Annotated in this window: 12 protein-coding genes and 1 tRNA gene; 8 read left to right on the top strand and 5 right to left on the bottom strand. The window is 39.6% G+C overall.

What is annotated here, in order from left to right; all coding sequences use genetic code 11:
- The first annotated feature begins 142 nt into the window (after positions 1-142).
- Positions 143-676 (top strand): hypothetical protein, encoded by a 534-nt coding sequence (locus MWU82_RS13560; RefSeq protein ID WP_247096784.1) that lies wholly within the window; start codon positions 143-145, stop codon positions 674-676.
- 981 nt (positions 677-1,657) lie between these two features.
- Here the strand turns inward: MWU82_RS13560 and MWU82_RS13565 are convergent.
- Positions 1,658-1,729 (bottom strand) — tRNA-Gln (locus MWU82_RS13565).
- A gap of 284 nt (positions 1,730-2,013) precedes the next feature.
- Here MWU82_RS13565 and MWU82_RS13570 point away from each other — a divergent pair.
- Complete coding sequence (locus MWU82_RS13570; protein WP_247096785.1) at positions 2,014-5,346, top strand: DUF2723 domain-containing protein; 3,333 nt, start codon at positions 2,014-2,016, stop codon at positions 5,344-5,346.
- A gap of 58 nt (positions 5,347-5,404) precedes the next feature.
- On the opposite strand, the gene MWU82_RS13575 is transcribed toward MWU82_RS13570, so the two are convergent.
- From MWU82_RS13575 to MWU82_RS13585, 3 genes are all read right to left on the bottom strand, one after another.
- The gene (locus MWU82_RS13575; protein ID WP_072862855.1) at positions 5,405-5,701 is read right to left on the bottom strand and encodes a thioredoxin family protein; all 297 of its coding nucleotides are present in this window, start codon (positions 5,699-5,701) and stop codon (positions 5,405-5,407) included.
- 91 nt (positions 5,702-5,792) lie between these two features.
- Positions 5,793-7,022, bottom strand: a complete 1,230-nt coding sequence (locus tag MWU82_RS13580; protein WP_247096786.1) for a metallophosphoesterase — start codon at positions 7,020-7,022, stop codon at positions 5,793-5,795.
- Positions 7,023-7,075: 53 nt separating this feature from the next.
- A complete protein-coding gene (locus MWU82_RS13585; protein WP_247096787.1) occupies positions 7,076-7,801 on the bottom strand; it encodes a copper homeostasis protein CutC in 726 nt (241 codons plus the stop codon).
- 42 nt (positions 7,802-7,843) lie between these two features.
- Between MWU82_RS13585 and MWU82_RS13590 the strand changes: the two genes are divergently transcribed.
- Together MWU82_RS13590 and polA are read left to right on the top strand one after the other, a co-directional pair.
- The gene (locus tag MWU82_RS13590; protein ID WP_247096788.1) at positions 7,844-8,839 is read left to right on the top strand and encodes a N(4)-(beta-N-acetylglucosaminyl)-L-asparaginase; all 996 of its coding nucleotides are present in this window, start codon (positions 7,844-7,846) and stop codon (positions 8,837-8,839) included.
- 43 nt (positions 8,840-8,882) lie between these two features.
- Positions 8,883-11,729: a DNA polymerase I gene (gene polA / locus MWU82_RS13595; RefSeq protein ID WP_247096789.1), complete on the top strand. Its 2,847-nt coding sequence runs from the start codon at positions 8,883-8,885 to the stop codon at positions 11,727-11,729.
- Between the two features lie 85 nt (positions 11,730-11,814).
- Here the strand turns inward: polA and MWU82_RS13600 are convergent, their stop codons facing one another.
- Positions 11,815-12,315 carry a hypothetical protein gene (locus tag MWU82_RS13600; protein WP_247096790.1) on the bottom strand — a complete coding sequence of 167 codons (501 nt, stop codon included), beginning with the start codon at positions 12,313-12,315 and terminating at the stop codon, positions 11,815-11,817.
- Between the two features lie 414 nt (positions 12,316-12,729).
- Here MWU82_RS13600 and rplM point away from each other — a divergent pair, with 414 nt between their 5' ends.
- From rplM to tsf, 4 genes are all read left to right on the top strand, one after another.
- Positions 12,730-13,185, top strand: a complete 456-nt coding sequence (rplM, locus tag MWU82_RS13605) for a 50S ribosomal protein L13 (protein WP_031442375.1) — start codon at positions 12,730-12,732, stop codon at positions 13,183-13,185.
- A complete protein-coding gene (gene rpsI, locus MWU82_RS13610; protein WP_031442374.1) occupies positions 13,185-13,571 on the top strand; it encodes a 30S ribosomal protein S9 in 387 nt (128 codons plus the stop codon). Before rplM ends, rpsI begins: the two co-directional genes overlap by 1 nt.
- Positions 13,572-13,845: 274 nt before the next feature.
- Positions 13,846-14,892: a 30S ribosomal protein S2 gene (rpsB, locus tag MWU82_RS13615; protein WP_072862864.1), complete on the top strand. Its 1,047-nt coding sequence runs from the start codon at positions 13,846-13,848 to the stop codon at positions 14,890-14,892.
- Positions 14,893-14,987: 95 nt separating this feature from the next.
- Positions 14,988-15,812, top strand: coding sequence for a translation elongation factor Ts (tsf, locus tag MWU82_RS13620; RefSeq protein ID WP_247096791.1), 825 nt, complete (start codon positions 14,988-14,990; stop codon positions 15,810-15,812).
- The last annotated feature ends 189 nt before the right edge of the window (positions 15,813-16,001 follow it).

Below are 16,001 nucleotides of genomic sequence, written 5' to 3' on the forward strand. Positions count from 1 at the left end.
GGCTTTCGCTAAACTTGCTTTTCTTCATGTGACAGTTAAAATTTAAAATTAATAAATTCGAATTTTATACTGTCCTATTTTTAGGGAAGGCTACACTAAAGTCAAATTAATAACCTCTAAAAGTACTGCTGGTGGAGCTAAATTGAGCGACCATTGGTATGGCAATAAAGGACTTAAATCAAAAGAAGCAATAATTAACGGAAATTACGATATAGTTGTATTACAAGGGTCAAGTAGTGAAGCTGTTAAGAAAAAGGACGAATTTTTCAAATACTCTAAAAAGTTATCTGACCTAGTTAAAGCTTCTGGTGCTAAACCTTACTTATATGTGCCTTGGCCACCAAAAAAATTTCCACAATTTCAAGAAAAAATAACAGAATCGTATCAACAAGCATCAAAAGAAAGTGATTGTGGACTTGTTATGGTTGGAGAAGCTTGGAAATTAGCTAAAACATTAAGACCAGATATACAATTGTATTTACCAGATGGTAGTCACCCAACAGATTTAGGAGCATTTTTAACGGCTTGTGCTTTTGTAAACACTCTTTCGGGAGAACTACCTAAAAATCTACCGGACAGGTTTTTTATAACCGATTCAGATGGAAAGGAAGTTATGTTGTTTAGAGAAAATTCTATGAATATTGCATTCTGTCTAAAGGTAATTCAAGGTTTATAAAAAACTGTGCCTAACACCGTATATAATTTATTGCTAGTTCTAGCCTACTTACGAAAATCCTCGCGGATTTTCTATTCGGTTTTTATTTGCTAAATTTAGTGGTTAAACCACGCAACAAACCATATACAAACACGTTATGCGCAATATGGTACGTTAAAGGGACATCCTTTACAAAGTTAAAGTCACATAGTTTACACTTTTGACATCCCGAAATAAAAATTAGTCATGGAGGTGAATTTAGCATATTATCGAAAAAAAGATTGGGGGAAATTCCTAAAGTTAATCGACGACCCGGAAAACATGCACGAAACATGGAAAGAGTGGCATAAGACATATCTAAAAACAAAACGTAGTTTGACTTCCCAAGGTTTAACTGTAAATGACTTTGTTGTTGATTTGAATGAATTAAGGAATTACTGCTTGACTAAAGGTCTGAAAATTGACGGGAAAGCTCGATCTCAGTTTGTGTCCGGTCGTTTCTGAATTAACTGCCGATTCAGGTATTCACAGCCGGAATAAAAAGTACGTAAACACTGCACGAGCCATTATTCAGCAAGACGATGGATTAGATCAAAGTAAAGGCTTCACCTAACGACTGGATTTCAGCGATATAAATTATATAGCATATTTTTAAAGCCCCCTTAAGGGCGAAAACCAACGATTTTTTTTGCTTTTCGCAACTACAGTAGGACACAAATTAAAACCGCTAGTTCACATTCGCAATGTCCAAAACTGCCGTCTTATTAACATATAAAGCATTTGATTCTTTCCCAAGCTAATCCTACAAAGGTTGAAAAACCCTAAATTGTCAGACAGACGACCTGAGTTTAAAACTTATTTTCAGTGCTGATTGTTTAATAAAGAATAAAATAGATTTGAATGAATAATCTTTAAGTGTTGAAAAACCCAATTTGTTGTACCTATGTTGTACCCAAGAAATAAAAAATCCCCCAATCTCAATGAAATCAGGGGATTTAAACGTTGGCCTACTAGGACTCGAACCTAGAACGACTGGACCAAAACCAGCTGTGTTACCAATTACACCATAGGCCACTACCTCGTTTGAGCGTGCAAATTTAAAACAAAGTTTTATATGCACAAATATTTTTGAGTCATATTCTAAAAAAATAGAGAAATATTCTACAACAACCTGCAATGCAAAGGGTTCCTGCAATATTTTAAAGTACTCGCCAAAAGGAACACTCCTTTGCATTCCCTACATTGGCCTCTCTATTGAAGCCACCTTGCCCCATATATCATGTTAAAGGTTTATGAAATATATATCCCATTATCTATTTAAATTAGTAAATTCGCCCCTCGGACAAACGACAAACCGCATGTTTTCAAAAAATTTCAAAAAATGGGATACCATCACAGGATGGTTTGTTTTTTTTATAGCCCTTATTACCTACGGAATAACCGTTGAACCTACTAGCAGTTTTTGGGATGCTGGTGAATATATTTCAACAGCGGCCAAACTACAGGTAGGGCATCCACCAGGAGCACCTTTGCTACAAATGATCGGGGCTTTTATGGCCATGTTCGCCCTGGAACCCACCCAGGTTGCAAAGATGGTAAACCTCGTTTCCGGGGTTTCCAGTGCCTTCACTATTCTTTTTATGTTTTGGACCATTACCAACCTCACAAGTAAACTTATATCCAAAGAGGAAGTCATAACCAACAGCAAAGCTTTGGCCATTTTAGGAAGTGGCATCGTAGGCTCCTTGGCCTTTACCTTTTCTGATAGTTTTTGGTTCAACGCAACAGAAACCGAAGTCTACGCAATGGCCAGTTTAATTATGTCCCTACTGCTCTGGCTAGGATTAAAATGGGTAGATGACCTGGAGAACCCACGAGGCAATAAATGGATAATACTTATTTCTTTTGTGGTTGGACTTACCTTTGGGATCCAGTTCATGGGCTTCTTGGCGATACCTACAATAGGTTTATTGTACTACTTTAAAACCTACAAGACCACAACAATAAAGAATTTTCTTTTGGCCAATATTATTGTAGTTGCCATATTGATGCTGGTCTATAAATTTTCATTGACCTATGTGCTGAAAGTTTTTGGTTGGAGCGAGGTGTTTTTCATCAACACCATTGGCCTGCCCTTTAACTCGGGAACCATTATTATGGGCCTCATTTTTATAGGTGTTTTCTATTGGGGGTTACGCTACACGCGCAACAACAACTATACCGTAGCCAACACCATTGTGCTCTGTCTAATGTTTCTATTTTTAGGGTTCTCTTCATGGCTAATGCTTCCGATTAGGGCAAATGCCGATGTGGTCATCAACGAAAACGATCCTGCGGATGCCAGATCTTTGTTGGCCTATTACAACCGTGAACAATACCCTGGAGTGGACAGCCCTGTTTATGGCGCCTATTACTCGGACACTTTTGCCCCTGCAGGGGATGAAAAGGACGAGAAACCCAAATACGAAAAAGACCTAAAGGCCGGAAAATATATTATTGTAAACAACTATAAGGATGCGCTGCAAGGACCAAACTCCGATCACGTAGGACTCTTGCCAAGGATGTGGAGCGAACAGAATGCAGAAAATTACATGAAGTATTTTGACCCGCTGACCTTTAGGATAAAATCTGATTATCTTGGGAACAACGAACTAAGGGAAGCCGTAAACCAATTTAAGGACGGTTACGCCAAGGGAGAAATAGACACTTCCCAATATATAAGATTCCTTAGGGAGTTTAGTGAATATATAGATGTACAACCCCCTACAGTAATGCAAAATATAAAATACATGTTCCAATTTCAATTTGGCTATATGTACTGGCGTTACTTTATGTGGAATTTTGTTGGTAAGCAAGATGATATTCAAGGAAGATATGACAACCATGGAAATTGGCTAAGCGGTATAAACTTTGTTGATAATGCAAGGTTAGGCAGTCAGGAGAACCTTCCCAGCGATATTAAGAACAATAAAGGCAGGAACACCTATTTCTTCCTCCCCTTACTACTTGGCATTATTGGCCTAATCTTCCAAATAAGCAAAAACCCCAAACAATTTTGGGCTTTGTTCGTGTTCTTTATGTTTACGGGTATTGCCATCCAATTTTACACCAATCCGGCCATTTTTCAGCCTAGGGAAAGGGATTATTCCCTGGTGGGCTCCTTTTATGTTTTTGCCCTATGGATAGGCATGGGCGTATATGGACTTTTTGATGAATTCCAAAAGCTTTTGAGCCCCAAAATATTGGCTCCCGGAATTACTATCCTTTGTCTTTTGGCGGTTCCAGGAGTAATGGCATTCCAAAATTGGGATGACCATGACAGATCCAATAGGTACACTGCCAAATCTACCGCAAAGGCCTATCTGGAATCAACCAAGGAAGACTCGGGCGCTATTTTGTTCACTATAGGGGACAACGATACTTTTCCTCTGTGGTACGCCCAAGAAATTGAAGGCTACAGAACGGATGTACGCGTGGTAAACACTAGCCTTTTTGCCACAGATTGGTACATAGACCAAATGAAAAAGAAAGCCTACGAAAGCGAGCCAATTCCCTCTCAGCTTACCCATAACGAATACAAATGGGGGTCTAGGGATGCCATATACTTTAATGAGCTTACCGAAAGCAGATGGGACATAAAAGACTTTATGAACTGGGTAGGGAGTGACAAGGAACAAACCAAATTTAGAAGCATACTACAGAAGAAAGGTGCGGATCTAAGCCAGTATTCCGAAAGCAATTTGGATGTTGTCTACTATCCGACCAATAAAATTAGGGTTCCGGTAAACAAGAAAAATGTTCTGGAGAGTGGTTTGGTCAAAGAAAAAGATTCGGCACTAATTGTGGATTATATTGATATTGACCTACCAAAAAGTGCGCTGCCCAAAAACCGAATCCTGATGTTGGACATCATTGCCAACAATGACTGGAAACGCCCCATATACTTCTCCGGGGGAAGTTTTGATGCCGCAGAATACATTTGGATGAAAGATTATCTTCAATTGGATGGCCTGGTTTACAAACTGGTACCTATTAAAACAACAAATAGAAGTTCTTATGAGATGGGCAGAATAGACGCCGATCTTATGTACGATATTGTAAAAAAATGGGATTGGGGCAATGCTGGAAGCCCGGATATTTATCACGACCCCCAAACCCGCACACAGGCACTTTCCTTTAGAGGTAACTTAGCACGGCTTACCGAAACTTTGATAGACGAAAACAAGATTGAAAAGGCGAAGGACGTCATCAATATTGCTATGGAAAATATGCCTGTTGAATATTTCGGGTATTACGCTTTTGTAGAACCGTTTATAGATGGGTACTTTAAGGTAGGGGAAACCAAAAAAGCTAGGGATCTTTTTCAAAAATTAAAAACCATTTATCAGGAACGGTTGGATTATTACGCCAATCTTCCTTTTGAGGAACAGCGCATGTTCCTGGACGAAATTATTCCCGATTTGGAGGCCTATAGTAGAAATATCGACATTTTAATTACCAACCAGGATCAGGAAACTGCCGAAAAGGAAACCCTCATCTTCAACGAATACATAGAGAAGTTTGAACGCTTTTATCGCAACGACCCTATGGAGGGCATACAAGCTCCAACTTCGGATCCCGATCTTATAGATTCATCGGCCATAGATGCTATACCGGAAGAACAATTGGACAGCATAGTAGTTCCGGAATAAAAGACACAAAAAAAACCGAGACTTAAGTCTCGGTTTTTTTTATATACTGTTTAATTAGTTATAGATACTCATTGAGTATCCCAATAAGGGTATTTGCATCCTGCTCCCCACTTTGCCTCCAAACCATTTCACCTTTCTTGTATATCATCAAGGTCGGCAGGCCCTTCACCCTCAATGCCTGGGAAAGCTCTTTATTCTTATCCACATCAATCTTAATAACCTTGCCCTTATCGCCCAAGGCAGCGGCAACATCCCGTAGTACAGGGTGCATGGCTGTTGACTGTTCGTTCCACTCTGCGTAAAAATCCAATAACACAGGAACATTGATATCAATTAATTCACCAAATTTAGACATATACTATACATTGGGTTATAAATCAAAAATAAGAAAAAATGTTAAAATACAACTAGTGCTATCGTTTTTGTCGACAAGGTAGTAGTTAAAATCAGGTTAACGACCTCTTTTTTAAGGTAATCACAGTTATTTCCGGCCATATACCAACTCTTCCAGGATATCCCAAAAATCCAAATCCACGGTTTACATTTATCATCTGCCCCATTTCCTCATATACTCCCGCCCAATATTTATACCTCCATTTGGCCGGGCTCCATTTTATCCATCCTGGGATTTCTATCCCAAATTGCATGCCATGGGTATGTCCACTTAAGGTGAGATGATAGTGATAATCATCTTTTAACACTTGATCTTCCCAATGGGAAGGGTCATGGCTCATTAAAATTTTAAAATCATCCTTGTTAATATTGGAGACAGCCTTTTTAAGGTCGCCTGCTTTTTTAAATCCTCCCCTTCCCCAATTTTCAACCCCGATCAAGGCAATTCTATCCTCTCCTTTTTGCAAATACCTACTATCATTGAGCAATAGATCAAAACCCATTTCTTTTTGCAAATTTTTTAGATCGCTTAAGTTGTTCCTCTTGGCTTCTTCCGTCTCCCAATCCACATAATCCCCATAATCATGATTCCCCAGCACTGAAAACTTACCGTCCTTTGCACTTAATGTTGAAAACAGGCCTTTCCATGGCAACATTTCCTCTGCCATGTTGTTCACCATATCCCCTGTAAAAAGCAACACATCACTTTTTTGCTTGTTTATCAAGTTTATTGCGTATTCAATTTTCTCCCTATTATCAAAACTACCACTGTGCACATCCGATATTTGGGTTATTTGATATCCATCGAAGCTATTGGGCAAGTCATCGAATTCCAAATTATACTTAAGCACTTTAAAATTATACTTCCCCTTAACCATCCCATACAACAATGCCGAGAATGGCAAAGCGGCAATACCCATGGCAAGGGTACTTAAAAAACGTCTTCGTTGGGGGAGGCTGAATTCTTTGGTCCCGCCAAATATTTTGTGATAGCTTGCCGTAAGAAACCTAAAAATATCTTCGGAGAATAAAAATACAATGGTAATCAACATAAAAGTAAGTATTGCCAAAAGGAGACCAAAAGCATAACTTTTTGGAACACTCAATACCCTACCAGGGTCATCGCCCATAGTAAACTGATAGATGAAATTCCCTAAAACAAAAAATGATAATGCCATATAGGCAAAATAGACCCAGGGATAACGGGTTGCAGCCTTTATTGCCTGCAAAGTATAAATTCCGAGTGTTATATAAATGACAATAAAAACAATCCAACGTAGCATTCCTTATTTTTTAAGTAAAGATATTGGTTTCAAATCCATTAGGTGATTTTTTACTATTCTTTAACTAAGCGGACCACCTCCTGCAAGGTTGCCAAATGGCTGATAGCTACTTCATCATCCCTGAGAAAACCAGGACTGCTCATTGGAATTTCGGGCGTATGATCCAGGGTTTTGTGAAATTTTACCCCTGACAAATGCACCGCCGCAAATCGATTCTTCTTAAATTCCAATACGTTGGTATCGCGAATTCCTCCCCCGGGCATAATAACACAGTCCTTGGATACTTTTAACAACCCGGTCAACAACTCCATTCCTTGGGCCGAAGAATTTTGCTGTCCAGAACTTAATATGGTATCCACTTCCAATTCCTGCAATTGCCGTAAGACAACCATAGGGTCCCTTACCCAATCGAAAGCCCTATGAAAAGTAAATTGCAATGGCCTGGAGGCTTCTATCAATTCTTTTGTTCTTTTATAATCCAAGGTAAAATCCTTGGACAACACCCCTGAAACAATTCCATTAAAACCCAGCTCCCTACATAATGTAATATCTCTTTTCATAATCTCAAATTCCAGATCGGAATAGGTAAAATCCCCACTTCTGGGTCTAATCAATACATTTACAGGGATAGAAATATGTTCCTTTACAAGCTGCAATAGCCCAAATGAAGGGGTAACCCCACCTACGGCAAGCTCGGCACACAACTCAATTCGGTCAGCACCAGCTTTTTGGGCATTCAGGGCAGATTCTAAAGAATTGGCACATACTTCTACAATCATATTTCTTATATTTAGAACCTTAAAATTAAGTAACACTATCTTATGAAAAGAAGAAATTTCCTTAAAAATTCTACCCTAAGCACTGCTGGAATAATTTCAGCACCACTTTTCGCATCATGTCAAGACGCAAAAAAAGAGTTACCGCCTATGTCAGCAGACATGGAAACGATAAAACCTATTGCCATCTGCACATGGAATTTTAAGAATGCCACGGCAAAGGCTTGGGAGGTTTTGGAAAAAGGAGGCTCTTCGCTGGATGCAGTGGAACAAGGGGTAATGATAGAGGAGGCAGATCTTAGCAACGAAACCGTTGGCAACGGCGGAAGACCGGACAGGGATGGCCATGTTACATTGGACGCCTGCATCATGGACAAGGATGGAAACTGCGGTGCGGTACTATGTATGGAAAATATTGCACACCCCATTTCGGTTGCCAGAAAGGTAATGGAAGACACTCCTCATGTAATGTTGGCCGGAAAGGGAGCAGAACAATTTGCTTATGAAAAAGGGTTCCCAAAAACAAATCTACTTACTGAAAAGGCCAAAAAAGACTGGCTGGAATGGAAGAAAAAATCCAAATACGAAACCATTATCAACATAGAAAACCACGACACCATAGGCATGCTTGCCATTGACAAAAATGGTGATATCGCCGGGGCCTGTACCACAAGTGGAATGGGCTACAAAATGGCAGGACGTGTTGGCGACTCCCCAATTATAGGTGCCGGACTGTTTGTAGACAATGAAGTTGGCGGAGCAACAGCCACAGGGGTCGGGGAAGAAGTGGTTAGAACCGTTGGCAGCTTCCTGATCGTAGAACTTATGCGCCAGGGGAAATCGCCGCAAGAGGCATGCGAAGAAGGCGTAAGACGAATAATGGAAAAAAACAAGGATAGAAGGGATTTCCAAATTGGGTTTATCGCCATCAACAAGAAAGGGGAAACCGGAGGTTATTGTATACATCCCGGGTTTAGCTATAGCAAATTTACCGAGGCAGGACAAAGCAATAATCCGACGGAGACTTTTTTGAAATCCTAATAATCAATTCACAATATCCAAATCTTAACAAGAATCAAATATAATGGCTGAACAAAAAAGACTTTTCTTACTTGATGCATATGCGCTCATTTTTCGGGGATATTACGCACTCATAAAAAACCCAAGAATAAACTCTAAGGGAATGGACACTTCCGCCATTATGGGATTCATGAATTCTTTATTGGACGTAATAAGAAGGGAAAAACCGGATCATTTGGCAGTTTGTTTTGACAAGGGAGGAAGTGCGGACCGTACCGAAATGTTCGCTGAATACAAAGCCAATAGGGATGCCACACCGGACGCCATTAAAATAGCCGTGCCCTACATTCAGAATATATTGAAGGCCATGCATATTCCTGTAGTGGAATTGGAGGGAATGGAGGCCGATGATATTATTGGCACTTTGGCCAAGCAGGCAGAAAAAGAAGACTATAAGGTATATATGGTTACCCCGGACAAAGATTTTGGACAATTGGTATCCGAGAACATATTTATGTACCGCCCTGCAAGATTAGGCAATGGTATAGAAATTTGGGGCATACCCGAAGTCCAAAAACGCTTTGGGGTTGAACGTCCGGAACAGGTAATAGACTATTTGGGAATGATGGGCGATGCCAGTGACAACATTCCCGGATTACCAGGAGTGGGGGACAAAACCGCCAAAAAATTTATAGAGGAATTCGGTTCAATGGAAAATTTGCTTGCGAATACCGATAAGCTCAAAGGCAAAATGAAGGAAAAAGTCCAAGAAAATGCAGAACTGGGCATACTTTCCAAAAAACTGGCAACTATATTTGTGGATTGTGATGTAACCTTTGACGCCAAAGATTATGAGCTTTCCATGCCCGATGGCGAAAAAGTACAGGAGATTTTCGAGGAGCTGGAATTCCGTAGACTTAAAGACCAATTCCTAAAGCTCTTTTCGTCCGAATCGGATAACGATAGTGCGAAGGAGGGCAAACAGGAAAACAGCCCTGTTTCAAAAAAGAAACAAACTGAGGCCGGAGGAGGCCAATTTTCCTTATTTGGTGGTGACGGACAGGTTAGCGGGGGAACAATAAAGGAAGTTTCCAGCAGAAAAAACATAAAGGAAGTTTCTCATGTATACCAAAGTATTCTTCCCGGTATGGCCATGAAACTTTTTGTCCAGAATTTAATGAAACAAACCGAGGTTTGTTTCGACACTGAAACCACGGGATTAAACCCACTTACGGCCGAATTGGTAGGTATAGCTTTTAGCTGGGAAGCCGGCAAAGGATTTTATGTTCCATTTCCCGAAAACAGGGAGCAGGCGCAGGAGATTATTGAACAATTGCGACCCTTTTTTGAGGCGGAAAACATTGAAAAAATTGGGCAGAACCTAAAATATGACATCAAAGTACTACACAAATACAATGTCTCCATAAAAGGCAAATGCTTTGATACTATGCTTGCCCATTACCTTATTAATCCGGACATGCGCCATAACATGGATGTTCTGGCGGAAACGTATTTGAACTACACCCCAATTTCCATAACCGAACTTATAGGCAAAAGAGGGAAGAACCAATTATCCATGAGGGATGTTCCTTTGGAACAACAAACCGAATATGCCGTAGAGGACGCCGATATTACTTTTCAATTGGCACAACACTTCCGACCAGAATTAAAAGAGGCTAACACCGAAGAATTATTTAATAAGATAGAGATTCCCTTATTACATGTCCTGGCCGATATGGAACAGGAAGGAATCAATCTGGACAAGGACTTTTTAAATTCGCTTGCCAAGGATTTGGACAACGACATTAAAAACTTGGAGTTAAAGATTTACAAGGAAGCAGGGGAAGAATTCAATATTGCCTCACCAAAGCAATTGGGCGAAATATTATTCGATAAGCTAAAACTGGTGGACAAACCCAAAAAGACCAAAACAGGTCAATATTCCACTGCCGAAGATGTACTATCCTATCTGGCCAAGGACCATGAAATAATCCAAAGTGTATTGGACTACAGGGGTCTGAGCAAACTAAAAAGCACCTATGTGGACGCCCTTCCGGAACAAATTGAGGAAAGTACCGGCAGAGTACATACAGACTATATGCAAACCGTTGCCGCTACCGGTAGATTAAGCAGCAACAATCCCAACCTACAAAACATCCCTATTAGAACGGAGCGGGGAAGGCAGGTGAGGAAAGCATTCATTCCAAGAAATGAAGATTACACCTTATTGGCAGCGGATTATTCGCAGATAGAATTGCGCATTATTGCCGCTCTAAGCGAAGAGTCTACTATGATAGAGGCCTTTAAAAACGGAGAGGACATTCACGCATCCACGGCATCCAAGGTATTCAACGTACCGTTGCAGGATGTTACAAGGGAACAGCGAAGCAATGCCAAGACCGTAAATTTTGGTATTATATATGGTGTATCGGCATTCGGATTGAGCAACCAAACCGACCTATCGCGTGCGGAAGCCAAGGAGCTAATAGAAACCTATTATAAAACCTACCCCAAATTGCGAAAATATATAAATGAACAAATAGAATTCGCTAGGGAAAACGGATATGTTCAAACCGTGTTGGGCAGGCGAAGGTATCTCAAGGATATCAATGGAAGCAACGCCATTGTGCGTGGAGCTGCGGAACGCAACGCAGTAAACGCCCCAATTCAAGGAAGTGCCGCCGATATCATAAAAATTGCAATGATCCAAATTCATAAAAAACTCGAAGAAGGCAACTACAAAAGTAAGATGCTCCTACAGGTTCATGATGAATTGGTATTCGATATATACAAGCCCGAATTGGAGGAGTTAAAGACCATGATCAAGACAGAGATGGAAAACGCCTACAAATTATCGGTACCCTTGGATGTGGAACTGGGTGTTGGCAACAATTGGCTGGAGGCCCATTAAACTAAATATCTATAAAAACAAAAACGGAACGCATTGGCCTAAACCAATGCGTTCCGTTTTTTAACAATAGCCTTTTATCAGGATTTTATTTTCTTTTAAAGATAAGCTGCCCACCTGCATTTAAATTGGGGATATCCAAATCTGCCGCATCTACGGTCATAGTATCGCCATCTATGGTCACGTCAACAGAGATCTCCTGCAGATCTTCATCGGTATAAGTCAATTTGCCGTCGGCATACACATACACAGTGGTCTCCGTATCCTTTTCGGTAGGACAGGGAATATCAAAACCGTTCCCTTCAGAATTTAAATTAATTTCGAGATATTGGATAGAATTTTCAATGATGACCGTTAAATCCTGTTTAAAATCAAAACTCAGCACATAACACTCCTTTGAAGTTAAAAAGGCCAACAAATCCCTGACATTTTTTTCATCATCACTGGCGGTATCATTATTAACCTTAAGTTCATAGGCCTGCCATACTCCCACTATAGAATCCTCATTGGAGTTATCATCATCACTATCTGTGGAACATGAAAAGAAAAGACCTGCAACAAGAAAAAGTAATAAAAAATTAATTTTCATCTTTTTAAAATTTACGTTGTTTTAAAAGCTAACGGATTATAGCACAAAATAGTATCCCAGCTAATCCAAACAATAGAACAGGCTGTCAAACCCAACTAAAACAGCAAAGGACAACACCAAAAATTAAATACTCAATGTATTGAAATTTAAAAACATTGACCATGTTTTGACGATCTGCCATATCAATTCAAAAAGTCAATAAAACTTCTTTGAATTTATGCCGAGCAAAAAGACTTATAGGATACAAAAACCAATTATTGGGATTGCAAAGCGTGGGCAAAGTATACTTCTATTTGCCAATATTGGAAAAAACTATAAAATAATAAGAAACAACCATTTGGAATTCAACTTAATAATTGTACATTTGCAGCCCGTTAAACGGGATTGAAGTGTTTAATCAATAAATATATTAGTGTGGATACATTAAGCTACAAGACGATTTCGGCCAATAAGGCGACCGTTGACAAACAATGGTTACTAGTTGATGCTGAAGGAGAAACATTGGGCCGTCTTGCTTCTAAAGTAGCGCAGTTACTTAGAGGGAAGTACAAGCCTAGTTTTACACCACATGTTGATTGTGGGGATAATGTTGTTATTATCAATGCAGAAAAAATCAACCTAACCGGAAAGAAGTGGGATTCAAAAACTTACGTTCGTCACACCGGTTATCCAGGAGGCCAGAGGTTTACAACGGCTAAAGAAATGTTGGCTAAGGATCCAGCGCGTATAGTAGAGAAATCGATAAAAGGTATGTTGCCCAAAAACAAATTGGGCGCAGAGCTTTTCCGAAATCTGAAGGTATATGCCGGCGCAGCCCACAACCAAGAAGCACAAAAACCAACAGCAATTAACTTAAACGATTTTAAGTAATGGAAATGATTCATAAAATTGGTAGAAGAAAAACTGCAGTTGCGAGAGTTTATGTTACTGAAGGAAATGGTAACATTACTATTAACAAGAGAGACTTAAGCAACTATTTTCCTACAGCAACATTACAGTACAAAGTAAAGCAACCATTTACCCTAACCAACAACGAAGAAAACTTCGATGTAAAAGTTAATGTATATGGTGGCGGTATTACAGGACAAGCGGAAGCGGTTCGTTTGGCATTGTCCAGAGCTTTATGCGAATTGGATGCCGAGAACAGATTGGTTCTTAAACCAGAAGGTCTTTTAACTAGAGATCCAAGAATGGTTGAACGTAAGAAATTCGGTCAGAAGAAAGCTCGTAAGAAATTCCAGTTCTCTAAACGTTAATACCGTATTAACAAAACAAATACTGAAATACGGCAATGCTCTTGATGGTTATCGAGAAATAATTGGCAGATTCGGTATAATTTTTAATTGTTCATTGAAAACCCTTGTCATAGGGTAAGTAATAATCCAAAGTTAATCATAGGACCTCGCCTTAGGGGAAAATCCAATGCATTCAAATTCTGGATAAATTAGTTTAGCATCTAAATATTAAAGGCTGCCCAGAGGTACCACTTTAATATTGCTAATTCAAAGGAACGTAAACTAAAAAATAAAAATGGCAAACAAAGTTGAAGTAAAAGACCTTTTAGAGGCAGGTGTACATTTTGGTCACCTTACCAGAAAATGGAATCCGAACATGGCTCCCTACATCTACATGGAGCGTAACGGAATTCACGTTATCAATCTTTATAAAACAGTTGCAAAACTAGAAGAGACCAACGAGGCTCTTAAAAAAATTGCGGCTTCAGGTAGAAAAATACTTTTCGTAGCTACCAAAAAACAAGCAAAGGATATTGTTGCTGAAAAAGCAGGCAACGTAAACATGCCTTACATCACTGAAAGATGGCCAGGTGGTATGTTGACCAATTTCGTTACTATTCGTAAAGCCGTTAAGAAAATGGCTTCTATTGATAGAATGAAAAAAGACGGTACCTTTAACACCCTTTCCAAGAAAGAGCGTTTACAAGTTGACCGTTTGCGTGCCAAGTTGGAAAAGAACTTAGGTTCTATTTCTGAAATGACACGTCTACCAGCTGCTTTGTTCATAGTTGACACCATGCGTGAGCACATTGCTGTAAAAGAAGCTCAAAAATTGAACATTCCAATTTTTGCAATGGTAGATACCAATTCCGATCCACGACCAATCGATTTTATCGTTCCCTCCAATGATGATGCCTCCAAATCCATAGAGGTTATTATGGCATCCGTAACTGCAGCTATTGCAGAAGGATTAACAGAGCGTAAATCCGAAAAGCAAAGCGAGAAGGAAGGTGGAGATGAAGCCAAACCAAAGGAGAAAAAAGCTAAGGTAGCCTCAGAAGAAAAAGCTCCCAAAAAAGCTAGCACTGCAGGAGACGACCTTACCAAAATAGAAGGCATTGGCCCAAAAATTGCTGAAATTTTCCAAGAAGCAGGTATTAACACTTATGCCGACCTAGCGGACAAATCTGAGGATGACCTTAAAGACATCCTTACTGAATCTGGCCCAAGATATGCTTCAAAGAATCCAGCTTCATGGCCTAAGCAGGCACAAATGGCTGCCGATGGTAACTGGGATGAATTGCAGGAATGGCAAGATAGCGTTAAAGGAGGAATAGAATAATCCCCTTTTACTTAAAACAGAATATAAATTTAACATTAACCTAGATTGGGATTACATTTCAATCTTAATTTAGGTGAAAATTAAAACAAAATAAAATGGCAAAAATTACCGCCGCTGAGGTAAACAAACTAAGACAAACAACAGGTGCTGGCATGATGGATTGCAAGAATGCACTGGTTGAAGCAGAAGGGGATTTTGATTTGGCAATTGAAATCTTACGTAAAAAAGGACAAAAAGTTGCCGCCAAAAGAGCTGACCGTGATTCTTCCGAAGGGGCTGCTATTGCCAAAGTAAATGCGGACAACACCACTGGGGTTATCATTTCTTTGAACTGTGAAACCGATTTCGTTGCTAAAAACGACACTTTTGTTGCTTTGGCCAACGACTTGGCAGATCTAGCCTTAAATTTCGACACTAAAGAAGATTTCTTGAATGCCGATTACAAAGGAAACTCTGTACAGGATAAACTTACGGAACAAACCGGTGTTATTGGTGAGAAAATTGAAATAGGTGGATTCAGCAAACTATCAGCTCCATTTGTTGGTTCTTACATTCATGCTGGAAACAAAATAGCTACCTTGGTAGGACTTTCTGCTGCTGTTGAGGGTGCAGACGTTGCCGCAAAGGATGTTGCTATGCAAGCCGCCGCAATGAATCCAGTAGCCTTGAACGAAGCAGGTGTTGACCAGTCAATCATCGATAAAGAAATCGAAATTGCCAAAGATCAATTACGTCAAGAAGGAAAGCCAGAAGCTATGTTGGATAATATTGCTAAAGGTAAATTGAACCGTTTTTTCAAAGACAATACTTTGGTGAACCAAGATTTTATTAAGGATAGCAAACAAAGCGTAGCCCAATACGTAAAATCTGTTGATTCCAAATTGGAAGTAACAGGATTTAAAAGGGTTGCTTTAGGATAATCCTTAAGTACTACTTATACAAAAAACGCCTTTACAATGTAAAGGCGTTTTTTTATGCACTAAAATCAGATTATAGAATTTGAAAGCATTGAATTAGACATAGGAAATCCTAAATTAATTTCCCCTAAATACCCACATTGGACTAGGATAATGCACTCCAATTAGACTACCTAACCCTTTTTCATAGAG

Source organism: Arenibacter sp. S6351L, assembly GCF_023016025.1.
In the GTDB taxonomy this organism is placed as follows: Bacteria; Bacteroidota; Bacteroidia; order Flavobacteriales; family Flavobacteriaceae; genus Arenibacter; species Arenibacter algicola_B.